This is a genomic window from Nocardia sp. NPDC059180, from assembly GCF_042754945.1.
Classification (GTDB): Bacteria; Actinomycetota; Actinomycetes; order Mycobacteriales; family Mycobacteriaceae; genus Nocardia.
This window is the reverse complement of the sequence record NZ_JBHZBU010000004.1, coordinates 116621-135290: the sequence shown is the minus strand read 5'-3', so window position 1 is coordinate 135290 and position 18670 is coordinate 116621. Positions and strand designations below refer to the sequence as shown.

Genomic DNA, 18670 nt, shown 5'->3' with positions numbered 1-18670 from the left:
TCACTCACGCATGCGCCACCCCTCCAATTCCTCCTCATTCACCAAGCAGACCTCTTGCATTGCAGGAGTTCCCCGCTAACGATCCGATTACGACCAGGGGTTTTGCAGGAACTCACATAATCCTGGTGAGTTTGCGCTCTCGAAATTCCTTGAAAGCGCGCGCTTCCTGGAGATATGACCGCGACGCTCCACAAGGTCGCCGCGGGCAACGGCTACGAGTACTACCTCCGTCAGATCGCTGCCCACGACGAATCCACACGAGGGCGCACCAGCCTGGCCGACTACTACACCACCCGCGGTGAATCCCCCGGATCTTGGTGGGGTACCGGGCTGCCCGCGCTCGGCCTCAGCGTCGGCCAAGTCGTGACCGAGGACCAGATGGAAGGCCTATTCGGCCTCGGCCGACACCCGGACACTATCGAGATCGAGGCCCGCGTCATCCGCAGCGAAATCCGCGCTGGGGCGACCGACAAGCAAGCCATGCGCGCCGCGGACCACGCTTCTAGGCTCGGCGTGCCGTTTCGCCTCCCGCCGGAACGATCCGTGTTCCGGGCACGATGCGCAGATGCCTACACCGAGCACAACATCGCGCGCGGTCTCGATCCTCGCGCAGCCGTTCCCAATGAGGTGCGGGCAGAGATCCGAACCAACGTCGCGACCGCCATGTTCGCCGATGAGCTCGGTCGCCCACCCTTGAATTCTCGTGAGGTGTCCGGCTGGGTGGCACGCGCGTCCCGTCCGAAGTCCAGAGCGGTCGCAGGATTCGATATCACCTTCTCGCCGGTCAAGAGCGTGTCCGCGATGTGGGCGCTGGCACCCCGTCCGGTCGCGGAGTGCATCGAGGCAGCCCACCAGGCCGCGATTGACGATGCGCTCAGCTGGCTCGAACGCAACGCCCTGTTCACTCGGTTGGGCCGTAACGGAGTTCGACAAGTCGAGGTTGAAGGGATCATCGCCGCACGATTCCAGCATCGCGATTCCCGTGCGGGCGACCCAGATCTGCACACTCACGTCCTGATCGCCAATCGGGTTCGCACACTCGACGGACGCTGGCGCACCGTCGATGGCCAACCTCTCCACCGGGCCGTGGTCACGGTATCGGAGATCTACAACACCCGGCTCGAAGACCACCTCCACACCGAACTCGGTCTCGAATTCACCGAACGCACCGACGCCGACCCCGCAAAACGTCCGATACGGGAGATCATCGGTATCCCTGCATGGCTAGTGCACCGGTGGTCGAAACGCGATGCGGGGATTACTCGTCGGTTAGATGAACTGGCCACTGATTTCCAGCAGCACTGGGGTCGTGAGCCCGCCCCTAGCGAAATGCACCGCCTCGCGGACGAAGCCACGCTGCTCACTCGACCGGCCAAGCACCATGCCCGTTCGCTGGCGGACCAACGCCAAGACTGGTTCCGCGAGGCGGCGCAGTGGTGCGAAAGCCCAGCAGCCATCACCGACATCGTCACCACAGCACTGCATCCACCACGCATAAACCGCACCGAACCAACGAGCGAATGGATCGCCGAGACCGTGCAGACCGTGATCGACGTGGTGTCGACGCACCGCTCGACCTGGCAGGCGCACCATGTGCGAGCAGAGATCGAGCGCCAGATCCGCGGACGCATACACCCCCACCAGTGGCGCTACGCCACCGAAGCGATCCTCACTGAAGCACTCTCTCCGGGGCTGGTAGTCGCCCGTGGCGACCCCGACATCGCCGCCCTACCCGACCTCGGACATGTGCCGCCCTTGCTGTCCCGCAGCAATGGCACCAGCGTCTACACCTCAGCCGGTGCGACCGCATACACCAGCTCCCGTGTCCTCTCGATCGAACGTGAACTGATCGATCTCTCCCTCGCGCCGGGGAAGCGCACTCTCACCGATGCCACGGTCAGCGCAGCGGTCTCCGACTACAACAACCGTCACCCCACCCGAAGGCTGAACGACGGGCAGCGGGCCGTGGTCACTGCGTTTGCCACATCTCCACTCCAGATCCTGACCGCCAACGCCCCCGCCGGCACCGGCAAAACCACTGCGATGCAGGTACTCACCGACGCCTGGACCCGTAGCGGCGGAACCGTCCTCGGCCTCGCGCCCACCGCGGCCGCCGCGGCCGTCCTCGGTGAATCCATTGGAGCCCGAGTCGAAACCGTCGACAAGCTTCTCCACACGCTGGCCGAACACGCACCCGAGCGCGCCGTCACCGAGCGGCCGTTGCCGCCGGCGTTGCCGGAGTGGGTACTTCAGATCGATGATCGAACGCTGGTGATCGTCGACGAACACGTCAAGATCGGAAGCGCCAAACGCCTAGGGCTACTCCGATTCCTGACTTCCCGCGGCGCGGCGATCCGGTGCATCGGTGACGACCAGCAGCTGCCTGCGATCGAGGCAGGCGGCGCCGACACCGACATGCGCCGCCACCAGCAGCCGGTCACACTCAGTAATGTCGTTCGGTTCGTCGACCCCGGTGAAGCCCGCGCCAGCCTACAACTACGCGACGGTGACCCCACCGCACTCGGCTGGTATTACGACAACGAGCGAATCCATAACGGCCATCACGGCACTGCCACCGACCAAGCCTTCCGAGCGTGGTCCCATGACGACGGGATCGGACGGCACGCACTGATGCTCGCCGCCACCCACGACCAGGTAGCCGACCTCAACGCCCGCGCCCGCGCACACCGTCTCAACCGGCAACCGTCTGTTCCCAACGAACTCGCCGTCATCCTCGCCGATGGCCTGCACGCATCTGCCGCTGACACAATTCGCACCTGCCGCAACCACCCGAAACTCCGTCTCGACCACGATGATTGGGTACGCAACGGCGACACCTGGAACATCGATGTGGTCCATCCCGAGGGCGCACTGACCGTCACCCGCCTCCGCGACGGCCAACGCACCAGCGCACAGATCGTCCTACCCGCGGACTACGTTGCCGAATACGTGCGACTCGGCTACGCAACCACTATCGATTCCGCCCAAGGCCTCACCGCCGACTCCTGCCATGTGACCCTCACTGGCAGCGAGACACGCCAGCAGCTCTACGTCGCACTCACACGCGGAGTGATCGCTAACCACGCCTACCTGTCCACAGCACTCGACGGTGACCCAACCTCATTCCTCACCGACCGGGCCACTGCCCCACCGGCCGCCACCGACATCCTCATACGGATACTCAACAACGACGGTCGTCGACCATCCGCGCACACCTACCTCCGCGACAGCCTCGACCCGTTTCAACGAATCGGTCGCGCCGTCGATATCTACCTCGACACAATCGGCCTCGCCGCCGAGCACGCGCTCGGCGCCGACGGCCTGGCCCGTCTCGACATCGCAGCCAAAGCAATACATCCCGGGCTTTGCGACGCTCCCGCGTATCCCGTACTGCGACAGCACCTCGCCGTTCTGGCTCTCACCGGCGCTGACCCTACGACCGCACTTCGAACAACGGCCGCCGAGCGAGAACTCGACACAGCGGACGACGCCGCCGCCGTCCTCGACTGGCGTCTCGACACCACAGGTCGCCACAACCGCGCCCCCGGACCGCTGCCGTGGGTCCTCGGCCCACCCATTGAACTCACCAACGAAACCGACACAACCCAGGTCCGAGCCCGCGAAACCATCGTGACCAGCCTCGCCGACCAAATCCGCAGCGACGCCCACCTATGGACCGACCACACCGCACCCACATGGGCTCAACCACTGCTCCACGACCGGCAGCTTGTCGCCGATCTGGCAATCTGGCGCGCCGTCCACCACATCGCCGATAACGACCCGAACACCACCGGACCACCCCGCTACCCCATCATCGAACGCGAGCACCAGGCAGCACTCGACCAGCGAATCCAGACAGCACTCGACCGCGCCGAACACCCCGCTCGAACCTGGGCGCCGCTGGCCGAACATATTCCCCGCTTGACCAGCGATCCCACCTGGCCCGCCATCGCTACCTGCATCGACAGAACGCACCGTGCGGGCATCGATATCGCTGGCATCCTCACCACAGCCGCCCGGCAACGTCCGCTCCCCGACGACTACCCCGCCGCCGCACTCTGGTCGCGCCTACCGGCAGACGTAACCGACGCCCGCTCGGCGGCTGATCCGTTTGAATCCCCAGGTCAGCCCACCAGCCAGCATCGGGACACCAACACCGCGCCCTCGGACGGCGCGCCTCCGGAACGAATGGAAGCCGAACAAGCCGGAATACAACAGGCACTCAGCGCTTTACTGGATATCGATCCCACAGCAGAGCTCGACAGCATCGATGAGTTCAGCGACTACCCGCCCGACGACGTCCAGCTTCCCGACATCGGCCTCGACATGTAGTCAGCCACGCCGCGACGCAGCGATCCCCGTTGCGCGAGGAACCGTAGGTGTGTTGTCAGTGGCTCCCGTGTCACCGACATGCAGCAAGGTTCGATTCCAGATGCTCGATTGAGCCCGTGCCTGGAATGGGAAGGACGGCCGGCGACTGATCGAGCAGCCATCGAATCGCCGCCGCCGGCGTGCCGTCTTCTAGGACATCACCGCACGCCAGCGGCGCGAAGGGCACGAATCCGATGCCGTGTGCAGTGCAGAAGTCCAGCACCGCACGTTGGCTCTGGTCGTGCAGGTTGAATCGGTTCTGCACGGCCGCCACCTGCACGATGCGCTCGGCTTCGAGGATCTGGTCGATGGTCACTTTCGACAATCCGATGTGGCGGATCTTGCCCTCGTCGCGCAGGGCGGCGAGTTCGCCGACCTGATCTGCCAGCGGCACACTGGGGTCGACGCGGTGCAGGTAGTACAGGTCGATCCGGTCGAGCGCGAGTCGGCGGAGGCTCATCTCTACGCATTGGCGCAGATACTCCGGTCGGCCCACCGGCGCCCACTTGTTTGGCCCTTGCCGGGTCAGGCCGCCTTTGGTTGCAATGACCAAGCCGTCCGGATACGGGTGGAGGGCTTTGCGTATGAGGTGTTCGACCGTGTCAGGGCCGTAGGCGTCTGCGGTGTCGATGTGGTCGACGCCGAGTTCGACGGCCCGGCGCAGGATGCGTTTGGCGTGGTCGGTGTCGGCAGGGTGGTACCAGTGGCCGGGGCCGGTGAGTTGCATACTGCCGTAGCCGATTCGGTGTACGGGCATATCGCCGCCGATTCGGAATACCCCGCCGAGCACGCCAGCGACCTCGGTGCTGGTCATCCGAGTTCTCCGATGCCGTCGAAGAGCTTCAGTTCGGGCTCTGGTTCCTCGCCCGCGAGAGTGATACCACCGGCCTCGAACAGAGCGGCAGCAGTCCGGGATTCAGGGCCGTTGGTCGCCAGGTCAACGAACAGTCGAGCAGTCACGAGCGCGTCGTACTCTGCACGGTGCGGTGTCAGTCCGTCAGGCAGCCCGTCGGCCAAGCCACGGTGGGCGACCAGTGCGGCGAGTTTGTGGGACGGCAGGGGCCACGCCTTGCGGGCAAGCCGCAATGTGTCGATGGCTCGAGCCGGTGTCCAGCCCGGCAAACTACGGGTGAGCACGTCGAGGTCGATGCGAACGTTGTGCCCAACCGGCACGGCGTCTCCGAGGACCTCGCAGATTTCTTCGGCGACATCGTCGACCGGTGGGCACTCGGCGACGTCATCGTTGCGGATGCCGTGGATCTTTCTGGCCTGCCAGCTAATTGGTGTGGGTGGACGCATCAGCCATGTGCGGGGCGGACCGATCCGCCCTCCTTCGACCAAGACGGCAGCAAGCTCAACCAATTCGGGCGGCCGAGCACCGTTACCCTCTACATCGACAACGACGTAGTCGACCTCCGACCAGTGTCCGATCGTGCTCATGCAGTCTCCCCTTTCCAGCCGATATCAGCGCGACCGTGCCTGCGATCGCGATGCGGGTGACGCTCATCGTGGACCTGAAAGCCCAGCCCATGCTGCAGGAAGTACCGGGGTTGCTCGTCCAAGCCCGTCACGACTGCAGAGCGATCAGTGATCGCCACAATCTCGAACTCGTCCGAAGTCGTCAGGCCTGCGGCGAGCTGCCTCACCTGCGTCTCGGTCGGTGGCCTATGCGCACTCGCACACAGCTCGAGCTGTTTGATCGGACAGATATCGCACAACTCACGAATCCCATAGTGTCCGTTGTAATCCGGCACGCCGTGCGCGAAGGACACCGCGCAGCTGGTCTTTCGGAACAACGGTCCGCCACCGTTGAAGGCGGCGAGGACCCTCTGTTCCAGCGTTTCCGGCACGATCTTGCGGCGCGCGGTTTCATCGTAGGGCTCTGGCAGCCCGTTGGCACGGTAATAGTCGGCGATCTCGTCGCGGTAGAACAAGCCCGTGAACACGGTTGCGTGGGCATGCCGACTCAACTCCACCGCGCGAGCCAAATGCGCGGCGGTGTCGTTGAGGCCCGGCACCAGTGGCCGCCAGTACAGCACCACTCGGTATCGGTCTGCATTCGCAAACGACGTGTGCAGCGAGCGCGCGGCAATATCGCTGTCGACCGGTTCTATCCGTCGATCGTCTATTCCGGAGTAGGTGACCAGCACAGTAACCTTCAGGTTGCGCAACCGGTTCAGCCGCTGACAGTCCTCTGGGTCGATCCGATAGCGCGTGATCACCAGTACGTGGTTGGTCAGGCCCCGAGCGTCGAGATCGTCTAGCACGGCGAACGTATGCGTTTTGACGCGTGGAAGCATCGGGTCAGTCGCGCGGTTGAACACCTGGATCGGGGTGATATGAGGCTGGAAGTACGGATGATCGACCAGCGATTGAACAGCGTCGGCGTCGGTCATCAGCGCCCGCGGTTGCCGCATATCCCACACTCCATAGGTGTGCCGTATGCAGTACGCGCAATCCAACGGGCAACCCTGGATGTGATTGAGCGACAGACCGGACTTCCTGTACTCGACCACCTCACGTGCTCGCACCGGCAAAGCATCGACCTGAGCGGGTGTCAACAGCGGCACGGTCGGCAGATTGCGATCGGCGCTGGTCATGCTGCACGCCCCTCGTTTTCGGTGCCGATAGAACGTTGCGATTCCTGTGCCCATGACCGGAGCGCCGCGGCTACTCGGGCGAGCTCTGCGATCGGCGGCAGCACCACTGGCGTCGAGGCGAACCGCGATACACGAGGGGTTCTGAGCGGCAGTTGGAGGTGCATGAATACTCCTAGTCGATTACGAAGAGTTGGCGGCGCAGGCATCGCCGCGTCGAATCAGCGGCGGCCCGACATGCCGCCGGAGGCTGGATCAAGCCGGGTGGTGATCGAATCTCATTCGGGGCGTTCGATTTTGGCTGATAGCAGATCGTCGAATGGTGCGGCCGGCAAGCTACCGGCGCGGTTTCGGGTTCGCGGTGTCCGAATCGGGCAGATGGTCACGGTCGGGCGGTGCGAGCAGTGCGGCCAGTGGCCATCGGGCGATCGACTGGTGCGGGTTGTCGACCGGGATCACCTCTGTTACCTCCCGAAGCAATCGCTGCGGGACCTCACCGCCGACGTGTTCAAGGGTGGGCACGATAACCGCCTCGGCGCCGGACCGGCGCACAGTGTCGATCAGTTGGGAAATCGGGTCGTCAGCGGTGCAGGTCAAAGCAACCGTCTTGCACAGCGTGTAGCCGGCCCGGCTCGCGACCGATCGAATCCCGGTCTCATGCCATGGCTGGTGTTCGCCGGAGATGTCGCGCCGCAGATATCCGACAGCTCGCGGAGTGCTCATGACGCGGCGGCGCCGATCGGCATGTCGAGCGCAGCTGGTCGACGCTGGATAGCGGCGTAGCGGTGACCGTTAGCGGTGAGAACCCACCCGCGCGGTGTCTGCCACACCAAGCCACGGCGGCTCAGTGTCAGCAGGGCGACACGGGAACGGACTGTGGAGAATCCGACGGAACGGGCGATGGTGGTGACAGTGAGTACCCCGCCCGGTTGTAAGGCGGCGAGTATTCGAGCCTCGGTACAAGTCATTGTTACCTCGATGGGGTGATGGGGTGCGATGTTGGATCGCGCCCCAGCCGAGGAGGAAGGCACCCGGCTGGGGCACTCACCTGATCGTCGGCGCGCCGGAGAGGGACAACTGGCAACGGTGTTGTCAGTTCACGACCCTGCGGGTGGGCGAGGCGCGGGTATCCTGCCGGACATGACCTCGACTTCATCGGCCATCGGCGCGAACCGTGCTCTGTGGGACGAGTGGGCAGCTATTCACGCGGAGGGCAGCTGGTACGACGTCGATGCGGTCCGCCGGGGAGTCGATAAGCTCCGGGACTACGAGGTCGACGAGATAGGCGACGTCAACGGCATGTCGATGCTGCACTTGCAATGCCAGATCGGCACCGACTCCATCGCGTGGGCCCGTCGCGGAGCGACTGTTACCGGCGTGGATTTCTCGGCCGTCGCGGTGGAAAAGGCCACGTCGCTGGCTTTGGATATCGGCGTGGCGGCGAGCTTCGTCTGCTCCGACGTCATGGAGCTCGATAAAACCCTCGAAGGCGAGTACGACATCGTCTACGCCTCACGTGGAATTCTCGGGTGGATCCCGGATTTCGCGGAATGGTCGCGGATCGTTGCGCACTTCCTGAAACCCGGCGGATTCCTTTACCTCACCGATATTCACCCCGTCGCCAAGGTCCTGGATGATGCGAGTAGTGAGGTACGAATCGCGCGCCCCTATTGGCCACGCCCGGAGCCGATCCGTTACGACGTGCGCGGCACGTACGCCGACCCGTCGGCACAGGTCGAATCCTCTAGCAAGTACCTCTGGACGCATAGCACCGGCGAAGTGATCACCTCGGTAGCACGAGCCGGAATGTGTGTGGAGTTCTTCCACGAGTTCCCGTGGCTCGACCGGCCCTGGCCATGCCTCAGCCAGGAGTCCGACCGCACCTTCAGTCTTCCGGACGGGGTCGAACTGCCGATGTTCTTCTCACTGAAAGCTCGCAAACTCTCTTCATAGCAGCCCCATACCGCGGGCGATCTGGCGAAGATCACCAGTGAAGGTCCGCTTGCGGTCGAGCAGATCGGCAACCTGCTGACGTCCGAGCTGGTCGGACATGACAATGTGCGGCGTCGTGCGCCATGCAACGGTCAGCGCGGTGAGTGCGTCGTCGAGGTCGCCCGCCATTGTGTGCGCGCGGGCGCGGTGCAGGTGGAAGTAGCAGGCCCGGTTGACACTGCCCAGTTCTTTCCCGTTCAACCTGGAGCAGGCACCGAGCGCCTGGTTCGGCTTGCTCAGATCCACGAATATGCCCGCGCTCTGTACGGCTATGTTGGCCGGCCCGAAGATCAGGAAGTGCCGGTCGGCATCGGTGGACGCGAGCTGGTTGGCTGCATCGAGCAAAGCCATCGCCTCGGACTCGGACCCAGCGCGTGCCGCCGCCTGAGCTCCATACAACCGCAGCACCCCGAGAACATGCTGAGCATCTACGGTCGGTGACTGCTGCGCGAGGATCTCGGCGCTGTCGACAGCGAGTGACGCCGCATCGTCCGGTCGCCCGCCGATCATCAGTTCGTTGCAGAGCGTCGCCGTGACGGCAGCGACCAGCACCTTGTCATCTGCGTTCTGGGCCGCCGCTGCCGCGCGGTCCAGCGCCAATCTGGCGTGCACGTGATCGCCTCGGTGCCGCAATTCGAGCGAACCGAGGCGATACAGGTTGGCCAGCACCGTGTAGGCAGTTGCCCGCAACCTCGCGGTGGTGCTCGTTTCTGCGAGTTCGACGGCTTGGCTGATCAGCTGTGGCAGCCTTTCCGCCGCTGACAGATACCGCGTACTGGACCGGTTGTACGTGCGCCGCAGGGCGGTAGCCGCGTGCACCAAATCGGCGTGCGAGCTGTTGATCTCGGATGTAGCACCGGTCAACATGGACGCTGGGCGGTCCAGCATCCGGGCGAGTTCACTCACCGGGCGCTGCCTCGCAACAGAACGGTTTTCACTCTCGTCGGTCAGCTGCGATGCCGAAACACCGAACACCGCGGCGAGCTCCCGAATGGTGGCCACCGAATCGATTGTGATGACCCCCCGCTCGACCTTCGTCACCCAAGACGATGAACGGTGCAATCGCAGCGCGAGCCCTTCCTGGGTCCACCCGCGGGCCCGGCGAAGTACCTTGACTCGCCGACCCAACCCCGAATCTGCCACCGCGCCACCCTGATTAGACGATGCTCGACCAGCTCGATCCTCTCACAGCAGCTCCCCGCACTCACCCGAACGACGCGTTACGAATACGGGCCCGCATCATTCCACCTGGCGCCGCCGGAGAAAGTCGGGTTACATGGTGGTAGGGAGAACCAGCGGCCAGGTAAAGGATTGCCGTGTTCACATCACCCTTCTCCCGACAAGCTCGTAGTTTCGAACAGCTCAGTAACCATGAGATCCAGCCAGCCGACGGGCGTTAGTTATGTCCGTTGAACCGAACTCGTCACAGTTCCCCCGATGGGCGTCAACCAAAGAGGCCGCCGCACACATCCGCGTCCATCCGGAAGTGCTTCGCCGTTGGAATCGGCAACGCGACAAACATTCCTGGCTACCACGACCCATACGGATCGGAAAGGACCTTCGTTGGGATCTGAACGCACTCGACACCGCGATGGCGGCACAGCAGGACCGGTGACACCGATCGTGGAGTACCGCCGGTGAAGCGCGGCAGACCGCCACGACCGATCGGCGTTCCGGGCAAACTCATGCTCGTCGAGCTTGCTCCCGGACACTGGAGCGCTCGGCTTCTCATTCGCGACGCGTCCGGGAGACGCCGGGATATCAAACGGGTCTCCCCGACGAAACTGGATGGGCTCGGGCGCAGGATTCCGGACCGCACCGGCCAGCGAGCCACTGATGCGGTCCTCGCAGCCGCGATGTCCATTAGCGTGGACCTCGGCGGGGAACTGTCGAGTTCGGCGACCGTCGCCCAACTGTGGAAGCACTACCGGGCACACCTGGTCGAGCAGGACCGTGCCGCCAGCACTCTGGACCGCTACGACGCCGCGGCGACCGAGTTCAACACTGCCTTTGGAGAACGGCGTCTCCTCGAGGTGACCACATCCTCGATCGAGGCTTACCTGACGTTGGTCGGTCGGGCCAAAGGCCCATCGACCATGCGCACCGCTCGCACTGTGCTCTCCGGCATGTTCCGCTACGCCGTCCGCCAAGCTGCCCTCACGGTCAACCCGGTGCGCGAATCGAAGATGGCCCAGAACGTTGAAGCCAAGGGCCGTACCGGAGGAGCGCGAGAGATCACGGTTGACGAGCTTCGGTTCATCCTCACCGCCGTGCGCACCTCACAGCAGCCGTGCCCGCGGCTGTTGTCACGTGCCGAGAGGTCCCGCACGACACCGGTGAAGTCGTACACCCCGCCCACCGTCGCCGACTACTGCGACTCCGCCGACCTGGCCGACCTGATCACCCTGTTCGCAGGCACAGGTCTGCGACGGAGCCAGATCCTGGGCCTGCTGTGGTCCGACATCGACCTCACCGCTCGCACCCTGCGTTGCACCGGCAAGGTTGTACGCGTCAAAAGCAAAGGCCTCGTTCGCGACACCAGGGACGAGGATCCGAAGAACCGCGCCGGTGTGATCGCATTACCCGACTTCGCTGTGGAGATGCTGACCCGGCGCAGGAAGACCCTCGCGGCCCGGAAGCTCGCGTCAACACCCGACCCGGGTATCCCGATCCTCGATCTGGTGTTCCCTTCGGCGGTGTGGACGCTGCGCGACCCGCAGAACGTCGGCCACGAATGGCAGCGGGTGCGAACTGCTTTGGGCTTGGCCGAGGACATCACCGCCCACAGCTTCCGGCACGCAGTCGCCACGATCCTCGACGACGCCGGACTGTCGGCTCGCATCACCGCCGATGTCCTCGGTCATGCTGATCCGGCCATGACCCAACGCCACTACATGGCCCGCGGCCGGACCCACCACGCGGCCGCAGCAGCCCTCGATCAGGCTGTGGCCAGCGCGCCACGTGCGGCGAATTAGTTCGAGAACAGGAGGGGTATTGCGGTTGAACGCAGGTGGGAACCGCAGCCCGCCTGCCTCGAAATTGCGACGTAGCAACGCGACACGCTCGATTCCCACAACCGGATCCACACGCGTCAGACTCGCGACAGCGTTATCGCCAGCCGTTCTGTTGTCAGGGCGCGCATGTGGCTGATCGTGGATGGGTTTCATACATACGGATCCCGACTGCGACGGCTGCGGCGGCGCTGATGGCGGCGGCGACCCAGACGGCGGCGTGGAGTCCCATGAGGTCTGCGGCGATTCCGCCGAGGATGGCGCCGACGGCGTAGCCGAGGTCGCGCCACACCCGGTAGATGCCGACGGCTCTGCCCCGCCAAACAGGGTGGGCGACATCGCCGATGACGGCGAGCAAGGTCGGGTAGACCATGGCGGTGCCGAGCCCGAGCAGCACGGTTCCGGTGGCCCAGCCGGTGAACTCGTTGGAGTAGGCGATGACTGCGAGCGCAGCTGCTTGTAGTGCCATGCCGCCGGTAATGAGGCGTTTTCGGCCGATCCGGTCAGAGAGTGCGCCGGTGACCAGTTGGCCGGCGCCCCAAACCCCTGGGTACAGGGCGAACAGGAGTCCGATTCGAGCGACGGTGAGGTCGGCGGTGGCGAACAGTAATGGGAACAAACCCCAGGACAGGCCGAAGTTGAGGTTGTTGACCAGTCCGGCGTGGCTGGCCGAGGACAGAGCGGGTTCTTTCAGGCTGGTCTGTACGGCGATCTCGCGGTTGGTGAGTTCGGCGTGTAGGTGGTCGTGGAGGCCATCGGCTCGTGGTGTGTGGCCGATGGCTTCGAGGCGAGCGTGGTCGCGGGTTTCGTGGACGAAAAGCCCGGAGAGCAGCAGGGCCAGCGCGACATAGGCGAGGCCGAGCAGGAACGGAGCGGGGCGTAGTCCGTAGTGTTCGGCGAGATATCCGGCGAGCAAGGAGCTGACGGCAACGGCGCCGTACCCAGCCGCCTCGTTTAGGCCCATGGCCAGGCCACGGCGGCCCGGGCCCACGAGATCGATTTTCATGACCACGGTGGTCGACCAGGTCAGGCCCTGGTTGATGCCGAGCAGGATGTTGGCGGCAATGACCCAGCCCCAGTTGGGCGCCGCGATCAACATCAGCGGCACCGGTACGGCGAATAGCCAGCCGATGAGGAGGACGGGTTTGCGACCGTACCGGTCGGAGAAGGTGCCGGCGAAGTAGTTCGCGATCGCCTTGGTGATTCCGAACGCGGCGACGTAGGTGAAGATGTAGGTGTAGCCGGTGAGCCCGAAGTCGGATTCGGCAAGCAGCGGCAGCACGGTTTGCTGTTGACCGACCATCCCCCCGACCAGCGCATTGACTGCGACGAGAAGGGTGAACTGGGCGGCGTTCTCCCGCAATCCCAGCACCGGAACCCGGGAAGCGGTGCCAACTCTCATGATTCGGTGACCAGGTCGGCTCCGGTGGCGCGCACGTATTCGACGGGCCCGCCGTCCAACACTTGAATATCGGTGCGGCCGGCCGCGGCGAGGATGGCGGCCGCGGTCATGGCGCGTTCGCCGTGCCCGCACATCACCAGCACCCGCCCGGTCGGCAGCTGTGTTAGCGCGCCGGAGAGTGCGGCGAGCTCGATATTGCTGGCGGCAGGAACATGCCCTATGGCGAATTCGTTGCCCTGACGGACGTCGAGGACGATCGCAGGTGGATCGGCGGCAATCCGGTTGGCGTCGGTCAGGCGCACCTCGCGAGACTCCGTGGCGCCGGTCCAGGCATTCATTCCACCGGCGAGTTCTCCGGCCAGTGAGTCGAACCCGACTTTCGCCGCGTCCCAGGCGATATCGTCGGCGCTCTGGCCTGGGGCCCGGATGATGACAACCGGCCTGTTCGGGTCGGCAAGCCAGCCGAGCCAGGTGGCGAACACGGGTCGTAGCGTGATCGACAGCGCCCCGGGGACGTGACCGGCGGCAAAGTCAGCGGCTGCGCGCACATCGACGAGCTGCGCTCCATCGGCCATCAACTCCTGGACCTGGGTGCTGGTGAGCTTTGGGATGTCGAGGGTTTCGCCGAGAACGGCGGGGCCTTTGTGGTTGATTTCGCCCAGTCGGAGGAAGTAGTCGGGGAAGGTGCCCAGGGAGGCGAGCAGGGCGTTGACGAACGTGTCTTCCCCGTCGACCTGGAGCAACGGGTTGGTGGCGCGTTCACGGCCGATCGTGCTGACCCGCTCGGCGTTCAGCGAGGACGAGCAGAACGATCCAGCACCATGAGTGGGCCAGACCGGGGTGTCGTCGGGCAGGGTCATCAACCGTTGCAGCGAGTGGTACTGGGCGCGGGCCAGCGGCACGGTCTGCTCCGGCGAAACCAGGTCGGTGCGCCCGGCAGTTCCCACCATCAGAGAGCCACCGGTGAAGACTCCCAGCAGCCGATCGCCTTCGTACAGCAGATACGACAGGTGCTCGGGTGAATGTCCAGGCGTGAACAGCGCTTCCAAGGTAAAGGGCCCCAGCTCGACCCGGTCTGCGCCGCCGAGCGCGATCACGTCGAAGCCCCGGGGGCCGACCTCGGGCGCCAGCACGGTCGCGTCCTCGGTTTCAGCGAGTTCTCGTGCGCCGGAAATGAAGTCGGCATGCAGGTGGGTCTCCACCGCGTAGGCGATCCGCACGCCGAGGCGGGCTGCTTCGGCGCGGACTTGCCGCAAGTCGCGTTCCGGGTCGAGCACCATCGCCCGCCCGTCCCCCAGGTCCAGCAGGTACGTCGAGTTGCCCAGTCCTTCGTCGATCACCGGAACGAGGGTGAGTTCGGTCGGCATGCGAGGCGCTCCTTCATCCAGTCGACGGCGAGTATTCCAATAATCCGTGGAATAATGTCTAATAGTATTCCATGGAATCATGGACTAGCAACCGGACGGAGCGATAGCCCGCTGAACGAGTCGCTGGAACGCGATTCCACAGACGATTGGAGGACTCATGGTGGAGGGGAAACGGGCCACGAAGACGGCGCTCTACGATGCATTCGCCGCCAGCGGCAAGGCGCTGGCCAGCGGAAAACGGCTGGAGCTGCTAGATCTGCTAGGCCAGGGCGAGCGGACCGTTGAAGCCCTGGCGAAGGCCGCGGGGCTCAACCTCACCACTGCGTCGGCGCATTTACAGACCCTCAAACAGGCCGGATTCGTCGCCACCCGTCGCGACGGGGTCCGGATCCATTACCGGCTCGCCGGCGCCGACGTCGCCCAGTTACTGGTATTGCTGCGCAAGGTCGCCGAAACCCATCAGGCCGCGGTGGCCCCCGCCCGCGACGCTTACCTCGGGCCAGCGGCCGATAGCGAGCTGTCCAGGGAGGAATTGATCGCGCGCAGCGACGCCGGTGCGGTGTTGGTCCTCGATGTACGCCCGGCCGAGGAATACGCGGCTGGTCACATTCCCGGCGCGGTGAGTATCCCCGTCGCGGAATTACCCCAGCGGGTCGCTGAGCTGCCGGTAGACACCGACATCGTGGTCTACTGCCGTGGGGCGTACTGCGCGCTGGCCTACGACGCGGTGCGACTGCTGAACGACTACGGCCGCCGCGGCATTCGCCTGCACGACGGCATGCTCGAATGGCGCCTGGCCGACCTGCCCGTCGACACCGCGGACCTTGGTCTCGTGTAAAACGCCCGTCTGAGCCCGATCCGGGCCCTCGAGTGATTGCGAAGGGCCCCGCGCCCGCGAGGAATCGAGCAGCATGACCACCACTACCATCTCCGGACGGCTACCGGATCCCGTTCGCGCGCAACGCCGCATCCTCGCGGTACTTGTGGCCGCGCAAATCCTGTCCGGAGCCGGGCTTGCCGCCGGAATCACCGTCGGAGCTCTGCTTGCCCAGGACATGCTCGGTTCCACCGGCCTGGCCGGGCTGCCCAGCGCACTGTTCACCATCGGCTCGGCCGCTGCCGCTGCCGCCGTTGGCCGAATCTCCGACCGAGCCGGCCGCCGCACCGGACTGGCCCTCGGCTATGCCACCGGCGCCGTCGGAAGCCTTGGCGTCGTCGCCGCTGCGGTGGCCGACAACGTGACACTGCTGTTCGCATCGTTCCTGGTCTACGGCGCTGGCACCGCCACAAGCCTGCAAGCCCGCTACGCAGGCGCCGACTGCGCCCAGCCCGCCCACCGGGGCCGCGCGATCAGCACCGTGCTGGTCGCCACCACCGTCGGAGCCGTGGCCGGACCAAACCTTGTGACACTGATGTCGAATCTGGCCGATGCCTGGGGAATCCCGCCGCTGTCGGGTCCGTTCGTTCTCTCCGGCGTGGCATACGCCCTGGCCGGGCTCGTGCTGTGGATCCTGCTGCGGCCAGACCCGCTACATCTGGCCCGCGCCCACCTCGAAACCAACGCAGACGAATCAACCGGCGCAGACGCGGCAACGGTTGCCCGGACGTGGACGCCGCCCGTGGTGCTCGGCGCCACCGTGATGGTGCTGACTCAGCTGGTGATGGTCGCGATCATGACCATGACGCCGATCCACATGCAGCACCACGGCCACGGCGTCGGCGCCGCCGGCTTCGTCATCGCCGTCCACGTCGCGGGCATGTACCTGCCGTCACTGCTGTCCGGCGCACTCGTGGACCGGTTCGGCGCTGGAGTCGTCGGCGTCGCCGCGGCTGTCACCCTTGTCGCCGCCGGCGTCGCCGCCGCGCTGGCTCCACCGTCGTCGATCGTGGCGCTGGCCCTCGCTCTGGGTCTGCTCGGGCTGGGCTGGAACCTGGGTCTGATCTCCGGTACCTCAATGCTCACCGACGCCGTACCGCTGGCCACCCGGGCCCGCACCCAAGGCACGGTCGACCTGTGCATCGCCATCGCCGGTGCGGGCGGTGGACTCGGCTCCGGAATGATCGTCGCCGCGACCGACTATCCAGGACTGGCTCTCCTCGGCGCAGCACTCTCACTGGCCATCGTCCCCGCGCTGGCCATCACCGCACGCCGCCACACTCCGGCTCGATAACCGCTCAGCGGAAACGCTTGCGGTGCAGCCGAACCCAGGCGCGCACCATCCGCGGGGCGGCCGCTCCGATCAGCAGCGCAGCGACCGGGAGCGCGACATCCACCCACGGGTCACGAATCGGTCGATACACCGCCGCCCCGTCGCGCAACTCGATGTAGCCCAGCGGTCGCACCTCGGCGCCGCCGCCACCTCCCCCGCCGGCACCGACCTTCTCCGCGCTCGACTCACCGCCGCTGCCCCCACCGAACCCGAACCCGGTCCGCGCCACCGGCACAATCGTGACGCCCTCGGCGGATATCGGGTCCCCGAAAGCCCGCCGCACCGACGCCTTCCCGCCCAACTTCTCGGCCAACCGCTCCAGCAGCCGCGCCGCCGAATCCGCCTGCCCGCCGATCCCGCTGACAGCGTCCAGGCTTTGCGATTCTTCGGTCATCTTTCGTCTCCCTTCGGGACCGCGACCCCCAATATGTGTTCCCCCGCCGGGAACGGAACCCGCATTGGGGGGAACACGAATCGCTCGATCTCTATGACCTCGAACCCTGCCGCCGCCAGTGCGCCCAGGTGATCGCGACCCGTATGACAGCCGCCGTTGAACACCGGCCACACCGTGCCATCCAGCACTCGCTGAACTCGCCGCATCCCCGCCGACTCCGACCGGCCATGTTCGAAGAACCGCACCACGCCGCCCGGGGCAAGCACGCGCCGGGTCTCGGCCAGCGCCGCGGCAGGATCGGCCACCGAACACAACGTCAGACACCACACGACGGAGTCGACACTGCCGTTGGAGACCGGAAGAGCTTCCGCGGCACCGTCTATCACCTCGACCGGCGCGCCCCGTCCGACCGCCGCTTCCCGCGCCTGCTCACGCAATCGCGGTTCGGGCTCGACGGCTATCACTCGTTCGACTCCCGGCGGGATGAACGCGAAGTTCGCGCCGTAACCCGCACCGATCTCGAGCACTCGACCGGACAACCCCGCCCACAGCTGTCGCCGATACCGATCCGCTCCAACCCTTTCCAACGCGGGGCCCGCCAGCCCGGCATACGCCCGCGCGAACACCGGGCGCCCCCTCGTTCTCCGCGGCATTGCCATCACCCGCTTCACCTGGTCCTCCAAACTCTCCTGCCTCGCACGCGGTAACCTGACAGAAAGGAGGTAACTACATAGTGAGGTCACTACACGATATCGCGGACAGCGGCGATACCGCCAGAACTGCCACCGACCGAGTGTTCGAACTCGCCGAAGTCCTCGGCGCGAGGATGCAGCGCGGCATGGCCGAACGCGGACTCACACCCGCCCGCGCCCGCCTGCTCTGGACCTTGCATCACAGCGGGCCCGTCACCCAGCGCACACTCGCCGACCTACTCCAGGTCACTCCCCGCACAATCACCGGCCTGCTCGACGGACTCGGCGCCGACGGTTACGTCCAGCGAAAACCCCACCCCGAAGACCGCCGCGCGCAATTGGTTACCCTCACCGACCGCGGCCGCGATTTCACTGCGACCTTGCAGGAAGGACGCGACACCATGGCGCGGACACTCTTCGCCGAAACCCCTGCCGACGAGCTCCACAGCTTCCTCACCACCCTGGAGGCAGTCGTCGCAACCCTCCGCCGAGACAATCTTCAACCACTGCCTGACGCCCTCGATCACGTGGCCAACGCGCCACGTGCGGCGAATTAGTTGGGACTTAGTGGGAAGAAACGGCAGAAGGGGTGCCGCGGATCTATCCGCGGCACCCCTTCTGACCTTGTATAACT

15 protein-coding genes are annotated in these 18670 nt (G+C 65.4%); 6 read left to right on the top strand and 9 right to left on the bottom strand.

What is annotated here, in order from left to right; all coding sequences use genetic code 11:
* The first annotated feature begins 174 nt into the window (after window positions 1-174).
* Entirely contained in the window at window positions 175-4332 is a 4158-nt protein-coding gene (mobF, locus tag ACFXNW_RS14945; RefSeq protein ID WP_379418240.1) for a MobF family relaxase, read from the top strand.
* A gap of 70 nt (window positions 4333-4402) precedes the next feature.
* On the opposite strand, the gene ACFXNW_RS14940 is transcribed toward mobF, so the two are convergent.
* From ACFXNW_RS14940 to ACFXNW_RS14925, 4 genes are all read right to left on the bottom strand, one after another.
* Entirely contained in the window at window positions 4403-5185 is a 783-nt protein-coding gene (locus tag ACFXNW_RS14940; RefSeq protein ID WP_379418239.1) for an aldo/keto reductase, read from the bottom strand.
* Window positions 5182-5811 (bottom strand): exonuclease domain-containing protein, encoded by a 630-nt coding sequence (locus tag ACFXNW_RS14935; protein ID WP_379418238.1) that lies wholly within the window; start codon window positions 5809-5811, stop codon window positions 5182-5184. Before ACFXNW_RS14935 ends, ACFXNW_RS14940 begins: the two co-directional genes overlap by 4 nt.
* Entirely contained in the window at window positions 5808-6971 is a 1164-nt protein-coding gene (locus ACFXNW_RS14930; RefSeq protein ID WP_379418237.1) for a radical SAM protein, read from the bottom strand. Before ACFXNW_RS14930 ends, ACFXNW_RS14935 begins: the two co-directional genes overlap by 4 nt.
* A gap of 333 nt (window positions 6972-7304) precedes the next feature.
* The gene (locus tag ACFXNW_RS14925; RefSeq protein WP_379418236.1) at window positions 7305-7691 is read right to left on the bottom strand and encodes a hypothetical protein; all 387 of its coding nucleotides are present in this window, start codon (window positions 7689-7691) and stop codon (window positions 7305-7307) included.
* 273 nt (window positions 7692-7964) lie between these two features.
* Between ACFXNW_RS14925 and ACFXNW_RS14920 the strand changes: the two genes are divergently transcribed.
* Window positions 7965-8921, top strand: a complete 957-nt coding sequence (locus tag ACFXNW_RS14920) for a class I SAM-dependent methyltransferase (protein WP_379418235.1) — start codon at window positions 7965-7967, stop codon at window positions 8919-8921.
* Here ACFXNW_RS14920 and ACFXNW_RS14915 read toward each other — a convergent pair.
* A complete protein-coding gene (locus ACFXNW_RS14915) occupies window positions 8916-10103 on the bottom strand; it encodes a helix-turn-helix domain-containing protein (protein WP_379418234.1) in 1188 nt (395 codons plus the stop codon). The two genes, ACFXNW_RS14920 and ACFXNW_RS14915, sit on opposite strands and share 6 nt — an antisense overlap.
* Before the next feature lie 542 nt (window positions 10104-10645).
* Between ACFXNW_RS14915 and xerC the strand changes: the two genes are divergently transcribed.
* Window positions 10646-11935, top strand: a complete 1290-nt coding sequence (gene xerC / locus ACFXNW_RS14910) for a tyrosine recombinase XerC (protein WP_379418648.1) — start codon at window positions 10646-10648, stop codon at window positions 11933-11935.
* A gap of 154 nt (window positions 11936-12089) precedes the next feature.
* Here xerC and ACFXNW_RS14905 read toward each other — a convergent pair whose 3' ends face one another.
* A complete protein-coding gene (locus ACFXNW_RS14905) occupies window positions 12090-13373 on the bottom strand; it encodes an MFS transporter (protein WP_379418233.1) in 1284 nt (427 codons plus the stop codon).
* Window positions 13370-14740 (bottom strand): rhodanese-like domain-containing protein, encoded by a 1371-nt coding sequence (locus tag ACFXNW_RS14900; protein WP_379418232.1) that lies wholly within the window; start codon window positions 14738-14740, stop codon window positions 13370-13372. Before ACFXNW_RS14900 ends, ACFXNW_RS14905 begins: the two co-directional genes overlap by 4 nt.
* A gap of 160 nt (window positions 14741-14900) precedes the next feature.
* On the opposite strand from ACFXNW_RS14900, the gene ACFXNW_RS14895 reads away from it, so the two are divergent.
* Together ACFXNW_RS14895 and ACFXNW_RS14890 are read left to right on the top strand one after the other, a co-directional pair.
* Window positions 14901-15578, top strand: a complete 678-nt coding sequence (locus ACFXNW_RS14895; protein ID WP_379418647.1) for an ArsR/SmtB family transcription factor — start codon at window positions 14901-14903, stop codon at window positions 15576-15578.
* Between the two features lie 73 nt (window positions 15579-15651).
* A complete protein-coding gene (locus ACFXNW_RS14890; protein WP_379418231.1) occupies window positions 15652-16911 on the top strand; it encodes an MFS transporter in 1260 nt (419 codons plus the stop codon).
* A 4-nt stretch (window positions 16912-16915) separates the two neighbouring features.
* Here the strand turns inward: ACFXNW_RS14890 and ACFXNW_RS14885 are convergent, their stop codons facing one another.
* Complete coding sequence (locus ACFXNW_RS14885) at window positions 16916-17344, bottom strand: spore germination protein GerW family protein (RefSeq protein WP_379418230.1); 429 nt, start codon at window positions 17342-17344, stop codon at window positions 16916-16918.
* Complete coding sequence (locus ACFXNW_RS14880) at window positions 17341-17970, bottom strand: class I SAM-dependent methyltransferase (RefSeq protein ID WP_379418229.1); 630 nt, start codon at window positions 17968-17970, stop codon at window positions 17341-17343. The genes ACFXNW_RS14885 and ACFXNW_RS14880 overlap by 4 nt, the downstream gene beginning before the upstream one ends.
* 107 nt (window positions 17971-18077) lie before the next feature.
* Between ACFXNW_RS14880 and ACFXNW_RS14875 the strand changes: the two genes are divergently transcribed.
* Window positions 18078-18593 carry a MarR family winged helix-turn-helix transcriptional regulator gene (locus tag ACFXNW_RS14875; RefSeq protein ID WP_379418228.1) on the top strand — a complete coding sequence of 172 codons (516 nt, stop codon included), beginning with the start codon at window positions 18078-18080 and terminating at the stop codon, window positions 18591-18593.
* Window positions 18594-18670 lie beyond the last annotated feature (77 nt).